Origin of the sequence: Rathayibacter sp. VKM Ac-2929 (genome assembly GCF_022815495.1) — a bacterium.
GTDB classification, from domain to species: Bacteria; Actinomycetota; Actinomycetes; order Actinomycetales; family Microbacteriaceae; genus Rathayibacter; species Rathayibacter festucae.
On the sequence record NZ_JALGRV010000001.1, the window covers coordinates 20855 to 43553 of the forward strand.

Sequence of the window (22699 nt, forward strand, 5' to 3'; positions counted from 1 at the left end):
CCCTCCGGCGGAGCGCACTCCCGGCAAGGCCCCTCTCGATCAGGAAAGAAGACGGAACATGGCCGAGCATCTGCTCGAGGTCCGCGGCATCGCGAAGTCGTTCCCCGGCGTCCGCGCCCTGGACGGCGTGAGCTTCACCCTCGAACGCGGGGAGATCCGCACCCTCGCGGGCGAGAACGGCGCGGGGAAGAGCACCCTGCTCAACATCCTCGGCGGCGCCCTCCGCCCCGACCGCGGCTCGATCACCATCGACGGCGTGCGGCGGATGGAGTACACCTCGCGCCAGGCACTCGCGGAGGGGGTGCGGATCGCGCACCAGGAGCCGGCCATCGTGCCCCAGCTCACGGTGACGCAGAACCTGCTGCTCGGGCGCACGCGCACGCAGCGCGCCTCCGCTCAGGACGACCTCGACCAGGCCCTCCAGGACGTCCACCGGATGGGCTTCCCGATGGACGGGCGGACGCCGGTCGGCCGGCTCAGCCCGGCGCAGCGGCACGCGCTCACCATCGCGCGGGCGTTCGCCTTCGGGGCCAAGATCGTCGCTCTGGACGAGCCGACGACCAGCATGCTCGAGCACAACGTCGAGGGCGTGCTGACCCGGGTGCGCGAGATCGCGCACGGGCGGGGCGTCGGCGTGATCTACGTCTCGCACAAGATGCCGGAGGTGATGAGCGTCTCGGACACGGTCGTCGTCCTCCGCGACGGGCGGCCCGCCTACGACGCGCCGATCGCCGAGACGTCCTCCGAGGACATCGTCCGGCGGATGGTCGGGCGCGAGCTGCTCTCGTTCGAGCGGCGGCACCCGGTCGCCGCGGACGCCGAGGTGCATTTCGAGGCCTCCGGCGTCACGCACCCGAGCGGCGTCGGGCCGGAGTCGATCCAGGTGCGGCGCGGCGAGGTCGTCGGCATCGCGGGCCTGGTCGGCTCGGGGCGCACCGAGTTCCTCCGCGCGCTGATCCGCGCCGACGAGGGCAGCGAGGGCACGGTCCGGCTCGCCGGCCGCACGCTCAAGGTGCGCTCGCCGCGCGACAGCCGCGACGCGGGGATCGCCTTCATCCCGGAGGACCGCAAGCACCAGGGACTCGTGCTGCAGACCCCGGCCTACGCGAACGTCGCCCTCACCTCCGATCGGCAGCTCAACGGCTTCGGTCCGTTCATCAGCACGAAGCGGCAGATCGCGACGGCGGAGGAGATGGGCCGGCGGATGTCGCTGCGCCCGGCCGACGTCCGGCTGAACGCCCGCCAGTTCTCCGGCGGGAACCAGCAGAAGATCGTGATCGCGAAGTGGATCTGGCTCGGCGCGAGCGTCTTCCTCTTCGACGAGCCGACCAAGGGCGTCGACGTCGGCGGCAAGGTCGAGATCTACGAGCTCATCGACCAGCTCGCCTCCGAGGGGCACGCCGTGATCGTCGTCTCGAGCGACCTGCCCGAGATCATCTCCCTCAGCGACCGGGTCCTCGTCATGAGGGCGGGCCGCTTCGTCTCCGAGCACGTCGGCGACGACATCACCGAGCACAGCATCGTCACCAACGCCATGGGCGTCGCGAAAGGAATCTCATGACCTCCCCCGAGACCGGGGGCGTCGCCACGCCGCCCCGCCGCTCCTTCAACCTGCAGGCCTTCGGCATCTACCTCGCCGCGGTCGTCCTCTTCGTCGTCCTCGGCGTCCTGAACCCCAACTTCCTCACCCTCGGCAATCTCCGCGACGTCGCGGTGTCGGCGAGCGTGAACGCGATCATCGGCATCGGGCTGACCTTCGTCATCATCACCGGCGGCATCGACCTCGCGGTCGGCGCGATGGCGAGCTTCGTCGGCATCGTCAGTGCGTCGCTGCTGGTCAACGGCGGGGTGCCGCCGCTGCTCGGGCTGGCCGCGGGCATCGTCCTCGGCCTCGTCTGCGGCGGGATCAACGGGCTGCTGGTCACCAAGCTGAACCTGCCGCCGTTCATCGCGACGCTCGGCACGATGAGCGTCTTCCAGGGCGGCGCGTACGTCGCCACGAACGGCAAGCCGGTCTACGACGTGCCGAAGGAGTTCATCCTGCTGCTCAACAGCTACGTCGGCGGTGTGCCCGTCGTCGTGCTGATCGTGGCGGTCGTCGGCATCGCGGCCTGGCTGCTGCTGCGCAAGACCGTCTTCGGCCAGAACGTGATCGCGGTGGGCGGCAGCGAGGAGACCGCCTGGCTCTCCGGCGTGCGGGTGCACCGGGTGAAGATCGCGGTGTACTGCATCTCCGGTGGTCTCTCGGCGCTGGCCGGCCTGGTGATCGTCGCCCGGATCAACGCGGCGCAGCCGGACGCGGGCAGCCCGTACCAGCTGACCGCGATCGCGGCCGCGGTCATCGGCGGCGCGAACCTGATGGGCGGCGAGGGCCGCATCGCGGGCACCCTGGTCGGCGCGCTGATCCTCGGCGCTCTCACCAACGGCCTGGTGCTGCTGAACGTGCCGAGCTTCTACGAGCAGATCGTGACCGGACTCGTCGTCCTCATCGCGGTCACCCTCGACCAGGGCAGCAAGGGCTGGCCGATGCTCTCGCGGGGCCGGAAGAAGCAGCGCGAGGACGTCGCGGCGCCGCCCACCGAGTCGACGCCGTCCGTGCGCGCATGACGGCGCGCCGGAGCGCGACGGCGCGGCTGACGACGCTCGACGGGGCCCGCGTCCTGGTGACGGGCGGCTGCGGCCTGATCGGCCGGCCCACGGTCGCGGCGCTGCTGGCGGAGGGGGCGATGGTCACCGTCCTGGACCGGGTCGCGTCGGACGCGGACGTCCGCTCGATCGTCGGCGACGTGACCGACCCGGCCGTGCTGGCGGAGGCGGTGGCCGGGCAGGACGCGGTGGTGCACCTGGGCGGCTACGCCGGGCTGGGCATGGCGGACGCGGTCGAGACCTACCGGGTGAACGCGGTGGGCAGCTTCGCGGTGTTCGCCGCCGCCGCCGCGGCCGGGGTCGCGGAGGTCGTCTACGCCTCGAGCATCAACGCGAACGGCTACCCGCTCGGCGCCGAGCAGGTGCTGCCGCCCGTCTTCCCCTACTCCGAGGACGCGCAGCCGCGGATCTCGGACGAGTACTCGCTGTCGAAGCTCGCGACCGAGGACGCGGCGCGGATGGCGCACGCGACCTGGGGGCTGAGCCTCACCGGGCTGCGCTACCCGCTGGTCCGCGACATCACCGTGGACGGCGGCCGCGTGTTCGGCGCGCATCTGCGAGCGGTGCTGGCGGCCGACCCGCGACGGCAGGCGGCGGAGGGCTGGAGCTATCTCGACGCCGCCGACTCGGCGCGGGCCGTGCTCGCGGCGCTGCTGCACGAGACGCCGCCGGCGCCGGGGATCCTGGTGGCCGCTCCGCTCACCTATCTGCGCGGGAGCACCGCGGACGCGCTCGACGCGATCGCCCCGGACGTCCCGCGCGGGCGGCTCGAGGGGCGCGCGGTCGGGCTCGAGCTGACCCGCTCCCGCGAGCTGCTCGGCTTCGAGGCGCGGGTGCTCCTCGACGACGTCGCACCGCAGGAGCTCGCCGACGTGGCGCCCGCGGGGTCCGGCGCATGAGGCTCTCGCTGCTCGGCCTCGGGCCGATGGGCGCGCCGATGGCGCGGAACCTGCTCGCGGCCGCGTCGCTGACGGTCTGGAACCGGACGGCGTCGCGGGCCGCCCCCTTCGCGGAGCTCGGCGCCGTGGTCGCGCCGACCCCCGCGGCGGCGGCCGGCGACGTCGTGCTGACCGTGCTGCCCGATCTGGTGCAGGTCGAGTCGCTGCTCGAGGGCGAGGACGGCCTGCTCGCCGGCTGGCGCGCGGCGGGGATCGCCGCTCCGGTGCTCGTCGTGCACGGCACCGTCTCGCCGATCGCGGTCGCGGCTCTCGCCCGCCGCCTCGCCGCGGAGCACGGCGTGCAGGTGGTCGACGCCCCGCTCAGCGGGGGAACGGTCGGCGCCCGCGACGCGACGCTCAGCATCATGGTCGGCGGTGCCGACGAGCCGGTGGCCCGCGTGCTCCCCGTCTTCGAGCGGCTCGGCCGCACGGTCCGCCACCTCGGGCCGAGCGGAGCGGGTGCCACCGCCAAGCTCTGCAACCAGATCGTCGTCGCCGGCACGGTCGCCGTGGTGTCGGAGGCGCTGCTGCTCGCCCGGAGCGCCGGTCTCGACCCGGCGACGGTCGTCGAGCTGCTGCAGGGCGGGCTGGCGCGCACCGCGGTGCTGGAGCAGAAGAGCCGCAAGTGGCTCGACGAGGACTTCGCCGAGGGCGGCAGCGCCCGCAACCAGCTCAAGGACCTGCGCTTCGTCGCCGAGTCCGCCGCCGCCGAGGGCGTCGCACTGCCGACCACCGCCGCGGTGACCGCGCTGTTCGAGAGGATGATCGCCGAGGGCGACGGCGACCTCGACCACACCGGCGTGCACCGCACGCTCGCCGGGCTCGCCCGCCGACCGGAGGAGCCGCATGCCTGACCTCGTCGTCATCGACGCGCACCACCACCTCACCGACCTGCGCCGCTCGTACCCGTGGCTGGAGGGACCCGCCGAGCCGTTCCGCTACCACGGCGACGACCGCCCGCTCCGCCGTTCCTACAGCGTCGACGACTACCGCGCGGACGCCTGCGACGTGACGCTGCTCGCCTCGGTGCACGTCGAGAACGGTGCCGCCGACGCGCTCGCCGAGACCGCGTGGATCGACGCGCTCGCCCGGGAGAGCACGGTGCCGACCGTCCACGTCGCGCACGTGTCGCTGCTCGATCCGGAGGCGCCGCGGCTGCTCGAGGAGCACGCCGCGTTCTCGGTCACACGCGGTGTCCGCGACATCCTGAACTGGCATCCGGACCCGGTCTACAGCCACCGGGACCGGGGCGACGTCCTCGGCGATCCGGTCTGGCGGGCGAACTTCGGCCGGCTGCAGGGGCTGGGGCTCTCGTTCGATCTGCAGGTGTTCCCCTCGCAGCTCGCGGAGGCGGCGGCGCTCGCCGCGGACTTCCCGGAGACGGCGATCGTGCTCGATCACCTGGGCATGCCGATCGGGCGCGATCCGGAGTCGGTCGCCGAGTGGCGCGCGGGCCTGGCCGCGGTCGCCGCGCAGGAGAACACCGTCGTCAAGATCTCGGCGCTCGGCACCAACGACCACTCCTGGACCCGGGAGTCGATCGCGCCGTTCGTCCTCGAGACCCTGGAGGTCTTCGGTCCGGACCGGTCGATGTTCGGCAGCAACTTCCCCGTGGACGGGCTCTACAGCTCCTTCACCGAGCTGTACTCGGCGTTCGACGCGCTGACGGCGCAGCTCTCGCCGCCCGAGCGGCTCGCGGTGTTCGCGGGGACGGCGGACCGGTTCTACCGGATGGGGGTGGCGCTGCCGCGAGCGGAGTGACGCGACGGCGTCCGCGGAGACGCCGCGTCCGCGCCCGGTCGCCTCTCGACCGGTCGGCGGCGCGGGCCTACAGTGGCTGCGACGGCGGTCCGGGACGACTCCGGACCGGCCGTCGCCGAGCGGAGGGAAGCCATGTCCTCGACCGTCCCCGACGCCGCCGGCGCACCCGCCGCGGAGCCGAGCGCGGCGAGCCTGCGCACCTTCGGCTGGATCCTCGTCAACACCGCGGTCGCGAACGTGACGACGAGCTTCCTCTGGTTCGCGCTGACCTTCTGGGTGTACCTCGAGACGCGGTCGGTGCTCGCCACCGGGATCATCGGCGGCGCGTACATGCTGCTCGTCGCGGTCTTCGCGATGGCCTTCGGCACGATCGTGGACCGGCACCGGAAGCACCGGGTGATGGTGTTCGCCGGGGCGGTGACGCTGGTGTCGTTCGGCGTCGCCGGCGGCCTGTACCTCGCTCTGCCGGAGGCGACGCTGCTGGACTTCGGCGGGCCCTGGTTCTGGGTCTTCTCCGGCACGGTCCTGTTCGGCGCGGTGATCGAGAACATGCGGAACATCGCCCTGTCCACGACCGTGACGCTGATGGTGCCGGTGGAGCGCCACGCGAACGCGAACGGCCTGGTCGGCACGGTGCAGGGGCTCGCCTTCGTGGTCACGAGCGTGTTCAGCGGGCTCTCGATCGGCCTGCTCGGCATGGGCTGGACGCTGCTGATCGCGATCGGCGTCTCCGCCGCGGCGCTCGTGCACCTGCTGTTCCTGCGGATCGCCGAGGCGATCCCCGCGGCGGCCGGCTCGCGGGCCCCGCTGATCGATCTGCGGGGGAGCATCACGGCGGTGCGGGCGGCGACCGGGCTCTTCGCGCTGATCGTCTTCTCGACCTTCAACAACCTGATCGGCGGCGTGTACCTCGCGCTGATGGATCCCTACGGACTCGAGCTGTTCCCGGTGGAGCTGTGGGGCGTCGTGCTCGGCGTGACCGCGACCGGCTTCATCATCGGCGGGCTGCTGGTGGCGAAGCTCGGGCTCGGCCGGAATCCGATCCGGACGATGCTGCTGCTCGTGATGGCGATGGGCGTGATCGGCGCGGTCTTCACCCTCCGCGACTGGTGGTGGCTGTACGCCGGCGGCATCTGGGTCTACATGACGCTGATCCCCGCGGTCGAGGCGGCGGAGCAGACCGTCGTGCAGAAGGTCGTGCCGTTCGAGACGCAGGGGCGGGTCTTCGGCTTCGCGGCGGCGCTGGAGTCGGCGGCGGCGCCGATCACCGCGTTCCTGATCGCGCCGATCGCGGAGTTCGCGCTGATCCCGTACATGGAGTCGGCCGACGGGCGGGCGGCGTACGGCTGGCTGCTGGGCGACGGGGTCGGTCGGGGGATCGCGCTCGTGTTCCTGATCGGCGGGGCGGTCATGGTGGTCGCGGCCGGCGCGGCGATGCTCACCCGCTCGTACCGCACGATCTCGGCGCAGTACCTAGAGGTCGAGCCCGGGGAGCCCGATGCGCGGCCTGATCCGGCCTTCGACCGCCGTGAGCCGGCGCCGGGCGAGAGTGCGGTCGAACAGCAGCGCTGAGAGACGCTGTTCAGCCGGCCGCCGGTAGCGAGAGCCGGCCTAACCGTCGCTGGGCTGAGCCCGTCGAGAACCTCGACTGACGAGAGGCGGCACCTCGAGGGTCGGGACAGCCCGTTTCATGAAGCGGTCGAAGTCGGGAACGGTGAAAGCGGCGTAGCCGTGCTGAGGCGTGAACAGGAGCCCCATCTCGATCAGCTCGGCACGGGTGGGTCCCAGCTGCTGCGACGATCGCTCGAGGAGGACGGCGACGTCGCCCGCCTTCTGCGGTTCCGGTCCCAGCTCCGCCATGGCGCGCATGTAGGCGGTCTGCAGTGGCGTGGCCCGGTCGAGCCGGACGCGGAAGAAGGAGCTGTCAAGTTTGGCCTCGTACGCGTCACGAGCGAGTTCGACGTCCTCCCCGTGGATCCGGTCGTTCTCTGCGACTGTCCAGACCTGGTAGCCCAGCTCCTGCAGAAAGTACGGGTAACCGCTCGTGATCGCGACGGCGAGCTCGACCGCGTCGTCGTCCCAGACGGCTCCCTCGGCGGCGGCCGGCTCTCGCAGTGCGGCAGCGGCGTCGTCGTGGTCGAGCGAGTCGATTCGGGGGAATTTGAACAGCCGTTCCGCGTACGACTTGGCGTCTCCGACGAGTTCAGCGATCTGCGGCAGGCCAGCGCCGACGAAGGTGACGGGCAGGCTCCGCTGCACCGTCTTGTGGATGGCCTGAATGAGCGCTTCGAGCTGCGGCGAATCGAGGAACTGCACCTCGTCGATCAGGAGGACGATGCCCTCGCCCTGCTCTCCCGCCGCTTCACCAACGGCAACGAGGACATCGGTCAGATCGAGGCCGAGATCACTGTGGTCGGCGAGTCCTTCCGCGGGCGGGACGTCCCAGCCGATGGACCACGCTCCGTCAGCCCCGACCGAGATCGCGAACGCACTCAGGACGGACGCGGCGTGCCGACCTCTGTCGGTCCATCGAGCGCGCGGCGAGAGTCGCAGGAGAGCGGCCTTCAGCTGAGAGGCGATGACCTGACGGAAGCGGCCTTCGCCGTGCTTCACGGCCTCGAACTCGATCACCTCCCACTTCTCCTGCAGGGCGATCGATCGGAAGCTGTTGAGGAGGACCGTCTTGCCGACCCCGCGCAGTCCCGTGATGATCATCGATTGATCGGTCCTGCCGCGTCGGAGGCGGCGAAGAAGAGTGCGGAACGCCTCGGTCTGCTCATCGCGACCGATCAGGATCTCGGGCCTCGCACCTGCGTTCGGGGTGTAGGGGTTGTCGACGGCGTCCATGGCTCGATTTTAGGAGTGTTAGAGCGTTTTATCCAGATCTCCTAAAACGCTCTAACTTCCCTAACGAGCGCCGCCGGGGGGGATGGGTCGCCGTTGAGCGATCGGGGGTCGCGCCGGCGGATCCGGACGATCCCCGACCGGTACGGGCGGTGGACTGCAGGTGCTCCGAGCGGTTCGGAGCGACTCGCATCTCTGGAGGAGACCCGTCGTGAGCATCACCAGCACCCTGCACCTCAACTTCCGCGGCCGCGCGAAGGAGGCGCTCGAGTTCTATCACTCGGTCTTCGGGGGCGACCTCGTCCTCGCTCCCTACGGGGACGTCGAGGCGGGGCAGAGTTCCGCCCAGTCCGAGCAGATCGCCTGGGGGCAGGTGACGGCGCCGAACGGGTTCCACGTCATGGCGTACGACGTGCAGGACTCGCTGCCGTACGCGGCCGGCGAGAACGCGTTCTACGTGTCGCTGCGGGGCAACGAGAGCGCGGAGATCGAGCGCCTCGGCACCGCCCTGGCGGAGTCGGAGGGGGCGGTCGTCCACGTCCCGTTCGGGCCGTCGGTGTTCTCGCCGCTCTACGGCAAGCTGACCGACCGCTTCGGGGTCACCTGGATCATCGACGTGGTCGTGCCCTGGGCGGGATGAGCCGCTTTCTGCAGGTGCCGCGCGCAACATCAGCTGAGAAGGGGGTCCCTCCGCTGTCGAGGGAGGGCGGGTGCTCTCAGCTGATGTTGTGCGCGGCGATGCCTCCGGGGGTGGATCTCGAGACGTCTGCGGGGCGGGCTGCTCGATCAGCCTGAGGCGGGCGCCCAGCGCGGGCTCCTCGATCGGCAGTAGTGCGGGTGCGGCGCGTTCATGCTGGTCGAGTGGCCGCGGAGCGGCGTATCGAGACCGGGGGCGTGCAGGGGTGGATCTCGATACGCCCGCGAGCGGGCTACTCGATCAGCATGGAGGACCCGCGGAGCGGGCTACTCGATCAGCACGGAACGGCGCGCCCTGAGGCCGCGCCTCGATCAGCATGAAAAAGGGGGCGCGCCCAGTGGGCGCTCCTCGGGCGGCGCGGCGTCGGTCGGCGTGGGGTGGGCGTCAGGCGGCCGGGGCGGCCGTGGACTCGCGGACGATGAGGGTGGAGGCGAGGCGGACGGTGGGGGTGTCGACGGGGTCGCCGGCCGCGAGCTTGAGCAGGAGGCGGGTGGCCTCGGAGGCCATGCTCGAGAGGGGCTGGCGGACGGTGGTCAGCTGCGGGCTGACCCAGCGGCAGAGGTCGACGTCGTCGAAGCCGACGACGGAGAGGTCCTCGGGGACGCGGAGGCCGCGGTCGCGGGCCGCGAGGTAGACGCCGTAGGCCTGCTCGTCGGAGCCGCTGATGATCGCGGTGGGGCGCTCCGGGAGGTCGAGCAGCTCGCCGCCGAAGCGCACGCCGCCGCTGATCAGCGAGTCGCCGTTCCGGACGAGCTCCTTCGCCGCCTCGACGCCGGCGCGGCCGAGCGCGCTGGTGAAGCCGTCCAGGCGGTCCTGGTGGCACTCGAGCTCCATCGGGCCGGTGACGAAGCCGATCCGCCGGTGGCCGAGCGCGAGCAGGTGCTCCGTCGCCTCCCGGCCGCCGACCCAGTCGGTGGCCGACACGGTCGCGAACGACTCCGTGTCGCTGCCCTGCGGATCGATGGCGACGACCGGCACCTTCAGCTTCCCGAGCCGCTCGCGCGCCTCCGCCGTGAGGTCCGACACCACGAGCACGATGCCGTCCGAGCCGCGGGAGGCGATGCGGTCGATCCAGTCGGGCGCGCCGGCCCCGCCGTCGTGGGTGACGTTGAGCACCAGGTCGACGCCCGACCGGGAGGCCTCCGCCTGGGCGCCGCGGAGCAGCTCCGTCGCCCACTGCGTCTCGAGGCTGGAGACGACGAAGTCGATCAGCGTCGCGGATCGCTTGGCCTTGCGTCGCGCATAGCCGTGGTCCTCGATCAGGCGCTCGATCTCGTGCCGCTTGGGGGCCGAGATGCCGGGCTTGCCGTTGAGGACGCGGGACACCGTGGGGATGGAGACGCCCGCCGCCTCGGCGATTTGCGCGAGAGTTGCGCCGGATTCCGTCATGCGACACCGCCTTCCTGCTCAGCTCCCGAGGTCTTGACCTCTCGGTCCTCGTCACTTTACACTGCAACTCGTGCGCAACTTGCGCAGTAAGTTGCAAGCAAGTTTTGCGAGTCGCCCGAGGAGGCGGCGCCGCACCTCGATCCACGGACACTCCGCGACGACGCGGAGCGAAGGAGTAGCGCGATGTCGAAGAAGACGTTCGGTTGGCCGAGGAGGGCCGCGCTCGTCGCGGCCGGTGTCCTGGCGGTCTCGCTCACCGCCTGCAGCGGCGGCGGGGGAGGAGCCTCGAGCGATCCCGGCTCCGCCACCGAGGGCTCGATCACCTGGTGGGGCTGGACCCCGGACAAGCCGCTGGCGGACAAGCTGATCGCCTCGTTCAACGAGGAGTACCCGGACATCGAGGTGGAGTTCGTCTCGAAGCCGATCGACAGCTACGACTCGGTGCTCGGCCCGGCCATCACCTCGGCCGACGGCCCCGACGTCTTCAACGTCGCACCGGGCTCTGCGAACGGCGGCGTCGAGACCTTCCAGGCGGGCGCCATCGACCTCGGCCCCGCCGTCGAGGAGGAGCTCGGCGCGGACTGGCAGGACAAGCTGGCCGCCTCGGGCGTCGAGGGCCTCGCCGTCGACGACAAGGTGGTCGGCCTCTCCGCCGGCGCCGTCTACTCCGGCAGCATCTGGGTCAACCAGGACATGCTCGACGAGGTCGGCGTCACCGCGCCCACCACCTACGACGAGTGGGTGCAGGTCTGCCAGACCCTCGAGGCGGCCGGCAAGGGCTGCTTCGTCCAGGGCGCCGGCCAGTGGGCCTTCGACATGGACACCTTCGAGGCGATCATGCAGAACATCGAGCCCGGCGCCTACGCCAAGGCCGCCGCGGGCGAGATGGACTACACGGATCCCGCCTTCGAGCAGGGCCTGCAGATCTGGAAGGACCTCTTCGACGACGGGATCATGCAGGAGGGCGCCATCGGCCTGCAGCAGTACCCGGACGCCAACAACGCCTTCATGTCCGAGAAGTACGCGATGGTGATGATGGGCAGCTGGTACACCCAGTACACCGTCCGCGACTCGATGATCACCGCGATGGAGGCCGCCGGCGTCGCGGACCCCGAGCCGTTCACCATGGTGCCGATCCAGTTCCCGGACGTCGCGGGCACCGGGAACGTCGGCGAGATGTTCGGCGACGCGGACTACGGCCTCGCCGTGAGCACCAAGTCCGACGCGCAGGCCGCGGCGACCACCTTCGCCGTCTGGCTGACCACCTCCGAGGCCGGTCAGACCGCCGTCGCGAACACGCTGAACGACATCCCGTCGCTGGCGGGGGTGCAGCCCGACTGGGACGGCATCGACCTCGTCGCGCCGGACGCGCAGCTGGACGCGCTCAAGGAGTACACGGCGACGGCGAGCGCCGCGACCGACCCGCGCTTCGCGACGGTCAGCGCGGATCTCAACACCGCCTTCCGGGACGCGCTGATCGGCGTCGCCTCCGGGGACACGGACATCGACCAGGCCCTTCAGGGTCTGCAGTCCGTCGTCGACGACCAGAAGTAGGACCGAACCCTCCTCGCGGGCGGCCGACCGGGCCGCCCGCGACGGGCATCAGGCAAGGGAGCTGAGATGACAACGGCCATCGCGAGATCCGGGGCGGGAGCGCCCGACCGCGCCGCTCGGGGCGTGGAGCCCGCCCCGCAGCGCCGGCGGAAGCGGATGCTCCTCGGGCCCGGGATGATCTGGATCCTCCCGGCGATCGTCCTCGTGCTGGGGATGATCTACTTCGCCATCGGCTACACGGGGTACGTGTCGACGCTCGACTGGAACGGGTTCATCCTGAGCCCGTCGGAGTCGGTGGGCGCGGACAACTTCGTGCAGATGTTCCAGGACCGCGTGTTCTGGGGCGCGATCGGGCACACGGCGGTCTTCTTCGTCGTCACCTTCGCGGTGCAGACGGCGGTCGGCTTCACCTTCGCGGCGATCATGCACTCGCGGATCGCCCTGGCGCCGCTCTACAAGGTGCTGATCTTCGTGCCGACCGTCCTCGCTCCGGCGTCGATGGCGCCGGTCTTCCGCTCGATCTTCGACGTCGACGGGCAGTTCAATCAGCTGCTGCGCGGCGTCGGGCTGGGCGGGCTCGCCCACCCGTGGCTCGCGGATCCGGCCACGGCGATGCCGGTCGTGATGGCCGTCACCGTCTGGCAGTGGACGGGACTCACCTTCATCCTCTTCTACGCCGCGATGGCGCAGATCGAGCCGGAGATCCTCGAGGCGGCCCGGATCGACGGGGCGAGCAACCTCCGCACCCTCGTCGCGATCGTGTGGCCGATGTGCAAGGGCACGACGATCGCGCTCGCCACGCTGGGGATCATCGGGGCGCTGAAGACCTTCGACGTGCCGTACCTGGTGACCAAGGGCGGGCCGAACCACGCGACCGAGTTCCTCGGCACGTACATCTACCAGACCATGGTCGCGGAGAAGCACTTCGGCTACGCGGCCGCGATCTCGATCGCCCTCCTCGTCCTCGCCGTCGGCGGCGGCGTCCTGATGAACCTGCGGCGCCGCGCCGACGAGAGCTGAGGCCCGACGTGTTCGAACTCCGCACGGTCCGCTCGCGCATCGGCGTGCAGCTGCTCGCGACCGTCATCGTCCTCCCGTTCCTCTTCGCGCTCGTCGCGATGGTGCAGGGCTCGCTGGCCGGCGCCGGCTGGGGCAACTACGGCAAGGTCTTCGCGACCGGCGTCGTCCCCACCTACTTCCGGAACACGATCATCGTCGCGGTCTCGACCGTCGCGATCGTCTACGTCCTCACGATGCTGGCGGCCTTCGGCTTCGCCAAGCTGCGCATCCGCGGCAAGGAGGTGTGGTTCTGGCTGCTGATCGCGGCGCTGACCATGCCGGAGGCGGTGCTGCTGACGCCGCTGTTCGTCACCGCGTCGACGCTCGACGTCTACAACCAGCTGATCGCGGTGATCCTGCCGCTGGCCGCGCTGCAGGTGCCGTTCACGGTCCTGCTGGCCCGGAGCTTCTTCGCCGGCATCCCGACCGAGCTGATGGACGCCGGCCGCGTCGACGGGGCGAGCATCGTCAAGGTCTTCTGGTACATCGTCCTGCCGCTGACCCGGCCGATCGCCGGCGCGATCGTGGTGCTCACGCTGATCAACAGCTGGAACGCGTTCCTGCTGCCGCTGCTGATGCTGAACGACCCGGACAAGCAGGTGGTGACCCTGCTGCCCTCGTTCTTCACCAGCCAGTACACCAACGACCAGACGGGAGTCCTGGCCGCCTCGGTGATCACGGCGGTCCCGGTGATCGTCGCGTACCTGCTGCTGCAGCGCTCCTTCGAGCGCGGCCTGGCCGCCGGGGCGCTCAAGTGAGCGCCCGGCTGGACGGGGCGCTCGCCGTCGTCACCGCCGGCACCGCGGGGATCGGGCGGGCGATCGTGCTCCGCCTGGTCGCCGAGGGGGCCGACGTGATCGCGACCGGCACGAGCGAGGAGCGCGCGCAGGCCCTGCGGGAGGACGGCGGCGGTGCCGTGCGCACCGTGGTCGGCGACGGCTCGACGCTCGAGCATCTGGACGAGCTGGCGCGGGCCGTCGGCGAGGACGGCCGCGCCGTCGACGTCCTGGTCCTCAACGCCGGGCGCGACGTGGAGGCGACGCCGATCGTCGACACCACTCCGGAGATGTTCGACCACGTGAGCGACCTCAACTTCCGCGGCACCTTCCTGACCGCCCGGAGCATCGTCCCGGCGATGGCGGACGGCGGGCGCATCGTCCTCGTCTCCTCGATCGCCGGGCACAACGGCGGGCCCGGGCACTCCGTCTACAACGCGAGCAAGGCGGCCGTGCGCTCGCTGGCGCGCACCCTGACGGCCGAGCTCGCCGACCGGCGGATCCGCGCCAACGCGGTGAGCCCCGGCCCGATCGCCACCGCCGGCTTCGACAAGTTCACCGGAGGCTCTGCAGCCGTCGAGCAAGCGGTCGCCGCGCAGATCCCGGTCGGCCGCATCGGCCGGCCCGAGGAGGTCGCCTCGGCGGTCCTCTTCCTCGCGACCGCGGAGTCGAGCTTCATCGCCGGCGCCGAGCTCGTCGTCGACGGTGGGATGACGCAGGCGTGACAGCGACGACGACCCGATCCCCTCCGCAGCACGACGGCACGATCGAGCACGACCCCGTATCGACAGAGAGAAGGTCCGACATGACTGAGCCGATGACGTTCGCGGTGGTGGGGACCGGCTGGCGCTCCGAGTTCTACCTCCGCCTGGCCCGCACCGCCCCCGAGCGGCTGCGCGCCGTGGCGATCGTGGCGAACTCGTCCGCCGCCGAGGAGCGGATGAGCGCCCGCTGGGACGCCCCCGTCGTCCGGACGCTGGAGGAGGCCCTCGCGCACCGGCCCGACTTCGTGATCGCCGCGGTCTCCTGGCCGTCGATGCCGGGCGTGACGATCCGGCTCGCGGAGCTCGGCGTGCCGGTGCTCGCGGAGACCCCGCCCGCGCCGACCGCCGACGGGCTGCGCGAGCTGTGGAGCGCGCTCGGCGCCTCGGCCCGGGTGCAGGTGGCGGAGCAGTACATGCTGATGCCGGGGCACGCGGCGCGGCAGGCGGTCGTCCGCAGCGGGGCGATCGGGCAGGCCACCGCCGTGCACGTCGCGTCCACGCACCTGTACCACGCGACCAGCCTGATCCGCGGCTTCCTCGGCGCGGGCATGGCCGAGGCCGTGGTGAGCGCCCGCGCCTTCACCGCGCCCCAGGCCGATCCGCTGACCTTCGACGGCTGGCGCGAGGACCCGTCGCCCGAGCCGCGGACCACGACGATCGGCACCCTCGACTTCGGCGACGGCCGGATGGGCCTCTACGACTTCGTCGACAACCAGTGGTGGAACCCGCTGCTCAGCCGGCGGATCGTGATCCGCGGCTCGCTCGGCGAGATCGCCGACGACAGCGTCACCCACCTCACCGAGGAGGGCGTGATCGTCTCGCCGATCTCGTACCGGCGCACCGGCATCGACATGAACCTCGAGGGCAACGAGGTGGTCACCGCCTCCTTCGAGGGCCGGATCGTCTGGCGCAACGAGTGGGTCGGGACCCGGCTGTCCGAGGACGACCTCGCCGTCGCCGACCTCCTCGAGGCGACCGGGCGGTGGGCCCGCGACGCCGGCCCCGCGCCCTACCCGCTGGCCGAGGCCTGCCAGGACCATCTCCTCGGTCTCGCGATCGAGGAGTCCGTACGAACCAGCGCCGATGTGCGCGTGAGCAAGGAAGCGTGGGCCTGATGCCTCTCGTCACCATCGAAGTCGCCGACACCGTCCCCGAGGAGACCCGGTTCGCCTACGCGGAGGCCGTCAACGCGGGCCTCGTCGAGGGCCTGGGCATGGATGCGGAGGACCGCTTCCAGGTCATCCATCCGCTGCCCGCGAGCCACCTCGTCGCCGACCCGCACTACCTCGGCGGCGACCGCCGCGACGTGGTCTACGTGCGCGTCCTGATGGTCCGGATGTACGACCGGGAGACCAAGGCCGCGATGTTCGAGGCGGTCGCCCGCCGGCTCGAGGCCGAGGGCGTCCGCCCGGACGACGTGTTCATCGCGATCACCGAGAACACGCTGGACGACTGGTACCCCGGCGCTCGGGGCGAGCGTGGCTGACCTCGGCGCGCGCACCCTCACGACCGACGTCCGGGTCGTCGACGAGCAGGGCCGGCTGGTCGCCGGCGTGGACGTGACCACCGAGCAGCTGCGGCACGCGTTCGGCTTCGGCAGCATCGGCTTCGACTTCCTCGACTGGCTGGGCGGCCCGCCGCTCTCCACCGGCGGCGACGCCTCGGAGTTCTTCGGCGGCAGGGTCGACTCCGATCCGCAGCTGCTCGCCGACGCCTGGCTGGGCGTCTTCGACACGGTGACGCTGCCCTTCTACTGGCGGGCGTTCGAGCCCGAGCGCGGGCGCCCCGAGACCGAGCGGCTGCGCCGGACGGCCGGGTGGTTCGCCGCGCGCGGCGTCCGGGTGAAGGGCCACCCGCTGGTCTGGCACACGCTGGCGCCGGAATGGCTGCTGCCGCTCGAGGACGCCGAGGTGGAGGCGGTGCTGCGCGCGCGGGTCCGCCGCGAGGTCGCCGACTTCGCCGGGGTCGTCGACGTCTGGGACGCGATCAACGAGACGGTGATCCTGCCCCGCTTCACGGCGGAGCCGAACGCGATCACCCGGCTCGCGCAGCGCCTCGGCCGGGTCGGCATGATCCGGCTGGCGTTCGAGGAGGCCCGCTCGGTCGGCTCGGGCGGGCGCTTCGTCCTCAACGACTTCGACCTCTCCAGCGAGTACGAGCACGTGATCGAGGAGTGCCTGGACGCGGGGATCGCGATCGACGCGATCGGCCTGCAGACCCACATGCACCAGGGCTACCGCGGCGAGGACCGGATCGCCGAGGTGATCGAGCGCTTCTCCCGCTTCGGCCTGCCGCTGCAGATGACGGAGACGACCCTGCTCTCGGGCGACCTGATGCCGCCGGAGATCGGCGACCTGAACGACTACGTGGTCGACTCCTGGCCGAGCACCGAGGAGGGCGAGGCGCGGCAGGCGGACGAGCTCGTCCGGCACTACCGGAGCGTCCTCGCGCATCCGGCGGTCGAGTCGCTGACCTACTGGGGGCTGACCGACGACGGCGCCTGGCTCGGGGCGCCCTCCGGGCTGCTCCGCCGCGACGGCAGCCGGAAGCCCGGCTACGACGCGCTGCAGGACCTGATCCGCCGCGAGTGGTGGCACGCCGAGACGACCGCGAGGACCGGGGCGGACGGCTGCGTCCCGCTCCGTGGCTTCGCCGGGCGCTACCGGGTGACCGCCGGCGGCACGTCGATCGAGGTCGAGGTGTCGGCCGGGAGCGGCCCGATCGCAGTCGTGGTGCCGCGATGAGCATCGAGGCGGACGAGGAGCGCGTGCAGGCCGCGGCCGGGACCCGGCTCACCGAGCTGCGCGTCGCGGCGGCGGCGGCCGCGACTCCGGCGGTGCTCGCCTCCTCGCGGCAGGAGCGGGCGGGCTGGCTCAGCCGGATCGCGGCGCGGCTCGACGAGGCGCGCGACGACCTGGTCGAGGTGGCCGAGGCGGAGACGCACCTCGGCGTCGAGCGGCTGCGGGGCGAGGTGGCGCGCACGGCCGGCCAGCTGCGGCTCTTCGCGGACGTGCTCGAGGAGGGCTCGTACCTCGAGGCCTCGATCGACGTCGCCGGCACGATCGGCGGCGACGGCTCGCAGGAGATCCGCCGCTTCCTCCGCCCGCTCGGGCCGGTCGCGGTCTTCTCCGCCTCGAACTTCCCGTTCGCCTTCTCGGTCGCCGGCGGCGACACCGCGTCGGCGCTCGCCGCGGGCTGCCCGGTGCTGGTGAAGGCGCACCCCGGGCATCCGGAGCTGTCCCGGCGCACGGCCGCCGTGGTCGATCGGGCGCTGGAGGAGGCCGGCGCCCCGCGCGGGACCTTCGAGCTCGTGGAGGGGCGCGAGGCCGGGCTCGTCCTGGTCGCAGCGCCCGAGGTGCGCGCGGTGGCGTTCACCGGCTCGCTGCCGGGGGCGACCGCGCTGATGGACGCGATGTCCGAGCGCGCCGAGCCGATCCCGTTCTTCGGCGAGCTCGGCAGCGTGAACCCCGTGGTGATCACCCCCGGCGCGGCCGAGGAGCGCGGGTCGGCGCTCGCGGCCGAGCTGGTCGCCTCCTTCACGCTCGGCGGCGGGCAGTTCTGCACCAAGCCCGGCGTGGTCTTCGTGCCGGCGGCGGCGGATCTCGATACGCCCGCGGAGCGGGCTGCTCGATCAGCATGGGCGGGCGGCGGCGCCCCTCCATGCTGGTCGAGCAGCGCGCAGCGCGTATCGAGACCCGCGTTCCGCCAGGCGGTGGCCGAGCGGGTCGAGAGCCTGCCGGGGACGGTGCTGCTCACCGAGCGGATCGCCGACTCCTTCGCCGCGGCCGCCGGCCGGCTGCAGTCGGTGGACGGGGTCCGCGTGCTGGCCCATGGCGCACAGGCCGACGGGACGACGCCCGTGGTGCTCGTGACGACCGTCGACGACTTCGTCCGGCACAGCGACGTCCTGCTCGAGGAGTGCTTCGGCCCGCTGACGCTGCTGGTCGAGTACCGCGCGCCGGAGGAGGTGCTCACCGCGCTCACCCACCTGGACGGATCGCTGACCGCCACCGTGCACAGCGGGCCGGGCGAGGACATCGGCGGGCTCGTCGCCGTCCTCGCCGAGCGCTCCGGCCGCGTCGTCTTCGGCGGCTGGCCCACCGGCGTCAGCGTCACCTGGGGCCAGCACCACGGCGGACCGTGGCCCGCCACGACCTCGCAGCACACCTCGGTCGGCGCGACCGCGATCCGGCGCTTCCTCCGGCCGATCGCCTACCAGGGGGCACCGGCTTCCGCGCTGCCGGCCGACCTCACCGACGCGGGCCTGGCCCGCCTCCCTCACCGCCGCGACGGCAGATCGGTCCCCCGATGAACGACGAGACCCCCGGTCGGCCCACGGGCCTCGGCCCGGTGATCCGGACCGGCCGCACCGTCCGCAGCGCCCAGTGGTACGGCGGCGACGACCGCAACACCTACCTGCACCGGGCGTGGATGCGCCGCGGCACGCCCGACCACGCCTTCGACGGCCGGCCGCAGATCGCGATCGCGAACACCGCCTCCGACCTCTCGCCGTGCAACTCGCACCTCGACGAGGTCGCGCAGAGCGTGAAGAACGGCGTCTACGAGGCCGGCGGGATCCCCTACAACCTGCCCGTGATCTCGCTCGGCGAGACGACCGTCCGGACCACCGCGATGCTCTGGCGCAACATGGTCGCGATGGCGGCGGAGGAGCTGTTCCGCGCCAATCCGATCGACGGCCTGGTGCTGCTCGGCGGCTGCGACAAGACCATCCCGGCGCTGCTGATGGCCGCCGCCAGCGTGGGGATCCCGGCGATCGTGGTGCCCGGCGGGCCGATGCTGAACGGGACCTTCCGCGGCAGCACGCTCGGCTGCGGCACCGACGTCTGGCGCCTGAGCGAGGAGGTGCGGGCGGGCGCGCTCGACAGCGACTACTTCGTGCAGTCCGAGTCCTCGATGATCCGCAGCCGCGGGCACTGCAACACGATGGGCACCGCGTCCTCGATGGCCTGCGTCGCGGAGGCGCTCGGCATGACGCTGCCCGGCGTCGCGGGCGTCCCCGCCTCGGACAGCAGGCTGCTGCAGTTCGCGCACGCGACGGGCAACCGCGTCGTCGCGATGGTGGCGGAGGAGCTCGCGCCGGCGGACGTGATGACGAAGGCCGCGTTCCACAACGCGATCGTGGCGCTCGCCACGATCGGCGGATCGACGAACGCCGTGGTGCACCTGCTCGCGATCGCCGGCCGCCTCGGCGTCGAGCTCGACCTCGACGACTTCGACCGGATCGGCGCCGACGTCCCGCTGCTGGTCAACCTGCAGCCGGCCGGCGCGCACCTGATGGAGGACCTCTTCCGCGCGGGCGGCTTCCTCGCCGTGATGAACGAGGTGCGGCCGCTGCTGGATCCGACGGCGGTGACCGTGCTCGGCACGCCCTTCGTCGACGAGCTGCCGGGGCACGAGGTCTGGGACCGCGACGTGATCCGCACCGCCGAGTCGCCGCTGCTGCCCGCGGCCGGCATCGCCGTGCTGCGCGGGAACCTGTCTCCGACCGGCGCGATCATCAAGCCGGCCGCGGCCACGGCGGCGCTGCTGCGGCACCGCGGTCCGGCGGTCGTCTTCGACTCGGTCGAGGACATGCACGCGCGGATCGACTCACCGGAGCTCGACGTCACCGCGGACTCGGTGCTGGTGCTGCGCGGCTGCGGTCCGCGCGGCTACCCGGGGATGCCCGAGGTCGCGAACATGCCACTGCCGAAGCGCCTGCTCGACGCGGGCGTGCGCGACATGGTGCGGATCTGCGACGGACGGATGAGCGGCACGGCCTACGGCACGATCGTGCTGCACGTCACGCCGGAGTCGGCGGTCGGCGGCGCGCTCGGGCTGGTGCAGGACGGCGACCTGATCGAGCTCGACGTCCCGGCGCGGACGCTGACGCTGCTGGTGACCGACGAGGACCTCGCGGCCCGCCGTCCCTCCGCCGCGACCACGGCCGCCTACGCGGCGCCGGTCCGCGGCTGGGAGCGGCTGTACGTCGACCACGTCGAGCAGGCCGAGCGCGGCGCGGACCTGGACTTCCTGACCGGCGCGACCGGGCCCGGCGTCCTGCGGGAGTCGCATTGAGCGGGGCGGGGCGGGACCGCCCGATGCACGACGAGGGGACCACGATGACCGGCACGACAGGAGGACCGCGATGAGCACGCGGATGCGCGCGGCGGTGCTGCGGGAGTTCGGCGCGCCGCTGGCCGTCGAGGAGCTCGACGTCGCCGATCCCGGCCGGGGCGAGCTGCTCGTCGAGATCGACGCGGCGGGCGTCTGCCACTCCGACCTGCACTACCTGCGCGGTGATCTGCGCTGTCCGCTGCCGGTGGTGCCCGGCCACGAGGGCGCCGGCCGCATCGTCGCCCTCGGCCCGGACCTCCGCGAGGGCTTCGCCGTCGGCGACCGGGTGGCACTGCTGTGGCGGCCGAACTGCGGCCGCTGCCGCCAGTGCGTCGCCGGCCGGCCGATCATGTGCGAGTACGGACCGGTGCAGGCGGCGTCCGGCGGGCTCCTCGACGGCACCAGCCGGCTCAGCGCCGCGGGCGAGACCGTGCACCACCTGCTCGGGGTGTCCTGCTTCGCGGAGCGGGTGGTCGTGCCCGAGCGGAGCGTGGTGCGCGTGCCGGACGACGTGCCGGCCGAGATCGCGGCGATCGCCGGCTGCGCGGTGATCACCGGGGTCGGCGCGGTGCTCAACGTGATCGGCGCGTGCCTCGGCGACGCGGTCGTGGTGATCGGCGCCGGCGGCGTCGGCCTCTCCGCGGTGATGGGCGCCCGGGCGGCCGGGGCGACCACCGTCGTCGCGGTCGACGTGGACGCGGACCGGCTCGCGCTCGCGAGGCGGCTGGGGGCGACGCACGTGATCGGCGGGTCGTCCGGCTCCATCGGCGGCGGCGACACGGCCGAGCAGCTGCTCGCCCTCGTCCCCGGCGGGGTGCCCTGGGTGGTCGAGGCGGTCGGGCGGCCGGAGACGCTGGCCTCCGCCGTGGCGATGCTGCAGCCCGGCGGGACGGCCGTCGCCGTGGGCCTCGGCCGGGTCGGGCAGAGCGTGGGCATCCCGGTGAACGACCTGGTGCAGAAGCAGAAGCGCGTGGTCGGATCGCTCTACGGGTCCTCGATCCCGCAGCTGGATCTGCCGCGGATCTTCGAGCTGTACCGCACGGGTGCGCTGCCGCTCGACGAGCTGGTGGGGGAGAGGTTCGCCCTCGAGGACATCGGCGCGGCCTTCGAGGCGCTGGAGCACGGGAGCGTCGGGCGCTCGATCGTCGTCCCCGGTCGGACGGGTGCGCGGTGAGCGCGTTCGCCCGGTACCCGAGCCTCGACGGCCGGACCGTGGTCGTGACGGGCGGCGCGTCGGGGCTCGGCGCGGAGTTCGTGCGGCAGTTCGCGGCGCAGGGCGCGCGGGTCGGCTTCCTCGACGTCGACGCCGAGCAGGGTGGGGCGCTCGCCCGCGAGCTGGGCGGAGCCGTCCGCTTCGCCGCCTGCGACGTGCGCGACGTCGCGGCGCTCGAGTCCGCGATCGAGGGGCTCACCGCCGAGCTCGGCCCGGCTCACGTGCTCGTCAACAACGCGGCGAACGACGCCCGGCACACCGTCGAGGACCTCGATCCCGCGTACTGGGACGACCGCATGGCGGTGAACCTGCGTCACCAGTTCTTCGCCGCGCGGCTCGTCTCGCGCGGGATGCTGCGCGCGGGCGCCGGCTCGATCATCAACCTCGGCTCGATCAGCGCGCACATCGACCTCGTCGAGCTGGTCGGCTACATCACCGCGAAGGCCGCGATCGAGGGCATGACCCGCGCCCTGGCCCGCGAGCTCGGCGCCGGCGGCGTCCGGGTGAACTGCGTCATCCCCGGCTGGATCATGACCGAGCGGCAGCTCGAGCAGGTCGTCACCCCCGAGGCGGAGCAGCAGATCGACCGCAGCCAGTGCCTCCCCGGCCGCCTCGTCCCGGCGGACGTCGCCCGCCTGGTCCTCTGGCTCGCGGCCGACGACTCCGCCATGTGCACCGCCCAGAACTGGGTCGTCGACGGCGGCTGGCTCTGACGCGCTCCGCCGCCCGAGCGGAGCCGCCCGAGCGGAGCCGCCCGAGCGGAGCGGCCCGAGCGGAGCCACTCGAGCGGAGCCGCAGAGCGGCGCTCCCGCCCCCGTCATGCTGGTCGAGCAGCGGCACAGCCGCCCCTGCATGCTGGTCGAGTAGCGGCGCAGCCGCCACCCCATGCTGGTCGAGTAGCGGCGCAGCCGCGTATCGAGACCCCACGTCTCCATGCCGGT

20 protein-coding genes are annotated in these 22699 nt (G+C 72.4%); 18 read left to right on the forward strand and 2 right to left on the reverse strand.

Annotated elements, in window-relative coordinates:
* Window positions 1-58 precede the first annotated feature (58 nt).
* The 6 genes from MT355_RS00105 (at window position 59) to MT355_RS00130 (ending at window position 6917) form a co-directional block, all read left to right on the forward strand.
* The gene (locus tag MT355_RS00105; RefSeq protein WP_243598078.1) at window positions 59-1561 is read left to right on the forward strand and encodes a sugar ABC transporter ATP-binding protein; all 1503 of its coding nucleotides are present in this window, start codon (window positions 59-61) and stop codon (window positions 1559-1561) included.
* The gene (locus MT355_RS00110) at window positions 1558-2607 is read left to right on the forward strand and encodes an ABC transporter permease (protein WP_123446898.1); all 1050 of its coding nucleotides are present in this window, start codon (window positions 1558-1560) and stop codon (window positions 2605-2607) included. The genes MT355_RS00105 and MT355_RS00110 overlap by 4 nt, the downstream gene beginning before the upstream one ends.
* Complete coding sequence (locus tag MT355_RS00115) at window positions 2604-3545, forward strand: NAD(P)-dependent oxidoreductase (RefSeq protein WP_243598079.1); 942 nt, start codon at window positions 2604-2606, stop codon at window positions 3543-3545. Before MT355_RS00110 ends, MT355_RS00115 begins: the two co-directional genes overlap by 4 nt.
* Window positions 3542-4438, forward strand: coding sequence for an NAD(P)-dependent oxidoreductase (locus MT355_RS00120; protein WP_243598080.1), 897 nt, complete (start codon window positions 3542-3544; stop codon window positions 4436-4438). Before MT355_RS00115 ends, MT355_RS00120 begins: the two co-directional genes overlap by 4 nt.
* Window positions 4431-5345, forward strand: a complete 915-nt coding sequence (locus MT355_RS00125) for an amidohydrolase (RefSeq protein WP_243598081.1) — start codon at window positions 4431-4433, stop codon at window positions 5343-5345. Before MT355_RS00120 ends, MT355_RS00125 begins: the two co-directional genes overlap by 8 nt.
* Before the next feature lie 132 nt (window positions 5346-5477).
* Window positions 5478-6917, forward strand: a complete 1440-nt coding sequence (locus MT355_RS00130) for an MFS transporter (RefSeq protein ID WP_279391981.1) — start codon at window positions 5478-5480, stop codon at window positions 6915-6917.
* Between the two features lie 39 nt (window positions 6918-6956).
* Here the strand turns inward: MT355_RS00130 and MT355_RS00135 are convergent, their stop codons facing one another.
* Window positions 6957-8192 (reverse strand): AAA family ATPase, encoded by a 1236-nt coding sequence (locus MT355_RS00135; protein WP_243598082.1) that lies wholly within the window; start codon window positions 8190-8192, stop codon window positions 6957-6959.
* A gap of 208 nt (window positions 8193-8400) precedes the next feature.
* Here MT355_RS00135 and MT355_RS00140 point away from each other — a divergent pair, with 208 nt between their 5' ends.
* Complete coding sequence (locus MT355_RS00140) at window positions 8401-8829, forward strand: VOC family protein (protein ID WP_243598083.1); 429 nt, start codon at window positions 8401-8403, stop codon at window positions 8827-8829.
* Between the two features lie 441 nt (window positions 8830-9270).
* Here the strand turns inward: MT355_RS00140 and MT355_RS00145 are convergent, their stop codons facing one another.
* Window positions 9271-10275 (reverse strand): LacI family DNA-binding transcriptional regulator, encoded by a 1005-nt coding sequence (locus MT355_RS00145; RefSeq protein ID WP_243598084.1) that lies wholly within the window; start codon window positions 10273-10275, stop codon window positions 9271-9273.
* A gap of 183 nt (window positions 10276-10458) precedes the next feature.
* Here MT355_RS00145 and MT355_RS00150 point away from each other — a divergent pair, with 183 nt between their 5' ends.
* From MT355_RS00150 to MT355_RS00200, 11 genes are all read left to right on the forward strand, one after another.
* Window positions 10459-11829 (forward strand): ABC transporter substrate-binding protein, encoded by a 1371-nt coding sequence (locus MT355_RS00150; RefSeq protein WP_243598085.1) that lies wholly within the window; start codon window positions 10459-10461, stop codon window positions 11827-11829.
* A gap of 66 nt (window positions 11830-11895) precedes the next feature.
* Window positions 11896-12849, forward strand: a complete 954-nt coding sequence (locus MT355_RS00155; RefSeq protein ID WP_208110594.1) for a carbohydrate ABC transporter permease — start codon at window positions 11896-11898, stop codon at window positions 12847-12849.
* Between the two features lie 8 nt (window positions 12850-12857).
* Complete coding sequence (locus MT355_RS00160; protein ID WP_123446885.1) at window positions 12858-13646, forward strand: carbohydrate ABC transporter permease; 789 nt, start codon at window positions 12858-12860, stop codon at window positions 13644-13646.
* On the forward strand, window positions 13643-14389 hold the full coding sequence (locus MT355_RS00165) for an SDR family NAD(P)-dependent oxidoreductase (RefSeq protein ID WP_243598086.1): 747 nt from the start codon (window positions 13643-13645) through the stop codon (window positions 14387-14389). Before MT355_RS00160 ends, MT355_RS00165 begins: the two co-directional genes overlap by 4 nt.
* Before the next feature lie 80 nt (window positions 14390-14469).
* Window positions 14470-15543, forward strand: coding sequence for a Gfo/Idh/MocA family protein (locus tag MT355_RS00170; protein WP_243598087.1), 1074 nt, complete (start codon window positions 14470-14472; stop codon window positions 15541-15543).
* Complete coding sequence (locus MT355_RS00175; protein WP_127887613.1) at window positions 15543-15914, forward strand: tautomerase family protein; 372 nt, start codon at window positions 15543-15545, stop codon at window positions 15912-15914. The genes MT355_RS00170 and MT355_RS00175 overlap by 1 nt, the downstream gene beginning before the upstream one ends.
* Window positions 15907-17172 (forward strand): endo-1,4-beta-xylanase, encoded by a 1266-nt coding sequence (locus MT355_RS00180; RefSeq protein WP_243598088.1) that lies wholly within the window; start codon window positions 15907-15909, stop codon window positions 17170-17172. The genes MT355_RS00175 and MT355_RS00180 overlap by 8 nt, the downstream gene beginning before the upstream one ends.
* Window positions 17169-18740 (forward strand): aldehyde dehydrogenase (NADP(+)), encoded by a 1572-nt coding sequence (locus tag MT355_RS00185; RefSeq protein ID WP_243598089.1) that lies wholly within the window; start codon window positions 17169-17171, stop codon window positions 18738-18740. The genes MT355_RS00180 and MT355_RS00185 overlap by 4 nt, the downstream gene beginning before the upstream one ends.
* Window positions 18737-20506 (forward strand): IlvD/Edd family dehydratase, encoded by a 1770-nt coding sequence (locus tag MT355_RS00190; protein WP_243598090.1) that lies wholly within the window; start codon window positions 18737-18739, stop codon window positions 20504-20506. Before MT355_RS00185 ends, MT355_RS00190 begins: the two co-directional genes overlap by 4 nt.
* Before the next feature lie 70 nt (window positions 20507-20576).
* Entirely contained in the window at window positions 20577-21719 is a 1143-nt protein-coding gene (locus MT355_RS00195) for a zinc-binding dehydrogenase (RefSeq protein WP_243598091.1), read from the forward strand.
* Window positions 21716-22471 (forward strand): SDR family NAD(P)-dependent oxidoreductase, encoded by a 756-nt coding sequence (locus MT355_RS00200; RefSeq protein ID WP_243598092.1) that lies wholly within the window; start codon window positions 21716-21718, stop codon window positions 22469-22471. Before MT355_RS00195 ends, MT355_RS00200 begins: the two co-directional genes overlap by 4 nt.
* Window positions 22472-22699 lie beyond the last annotated feature (228 nt).

Coding starts and splice junctions, on each gene's coding strand:
- MT355_RS00110 (WP_123446898.1), top strand. CDS start 1,558: ATGACCTCCCCCGAGACCGGGGGCGTCGCCACGCCGCCCCGCCGCTCC.
- MT355_RS00105 (WP_243598078.1), top strand. CDS start 59: ATGGCCGAGCATCTGCTCGAGGTCCGCGGCATCGCGAAGTCGTTCCCC.
- MT355_RS00130 (WP_279391981.1), top strand. CDS start 5,478: ATGTCCTCGACCGTCCCCGACGCCGCCGGCGCACCCGCCGCGGAGCCG.
- MT355_RS00155 (WP_208110594.1), top strand. CDS start 11,896: ATGACAACGGCCATCGCGAGATCCGGGGCGGGAGCGCCCGACCGCGCC.
- MT355_RS00145 (WP_243598084.1), bottom strand. CDS start 10,275: ATGACGGAATCCGGCGCAACTCTCGCGCAAATCGCCGAGGCGGCGGGC.
- MT355_RS00195 (WP_243598091.1), top strand. CDS start 20,577: ATGAGCACGCGGATGCGCGCGGCGGTGCTGCGGGAGTTCGGCGCGCCG.
- MT355_RS00190 (WP_243598090.1), top strand. CDS start 18,737: ATGAACGACGAGACCCCCGGTCGGCCCACGGGCCTCGGCCCGGTGATC.
- MT355_RS00170 (WP_243598087.1), top strand. CDS start 14,470: ATGACTGAGCCGATGACGTTCGCGGTGGTGGGGACCGGCTGGCGCTCC.
- MT355_RS00175 (WP_127887613.1), top strand. CDS start 15,543: ATGCCTCTCGTCACCATCGAAGTCGCCGACACCGTCCCCGAGGAGACC.
- MT355_RS00135 (WP_243598082.1), bottom strand. CDS start 8,192: ATGGACGCCGTCGACAACCCCTACACCCCGAACGCAGGTGCGAGGCCC.
- MT355_RS00120 (WP_243598080.1), top strand. CDS start 3,542: ATGAGGCTCTCGCTGCTCGGCCTCGGGCCGATGGGCGCGCCGATGGCG.
- MT355_RS00150 (WP_243598085.1), top strand. CDS start 10,459: ATGTCGAAGAAGACGTTCGGTTGGCCGAGGAGGGCCGCGCTCGTCGCG.
- MT355_RS00125 (WP_243598081.1), top strand. CDS start 4,431: ATGCCTGACCTCGTCGTCATCGACGCGCACCACCACCTCACCGACCTG.
- MT355_RS00115 (WP_243598079.1), top strand. CDS start 2,604: ATGACGGCGCGCCGGAGCGCGACGGCGCGGCTGACGACGCTCGACGGG.
- MT355_RS00185 (WP_243598089.1), top strand. CDS start 17,169: ATGAGCATCGAGGCGGACGAGGAGCGCGTGCAGGCCGCGGCCGGGACC.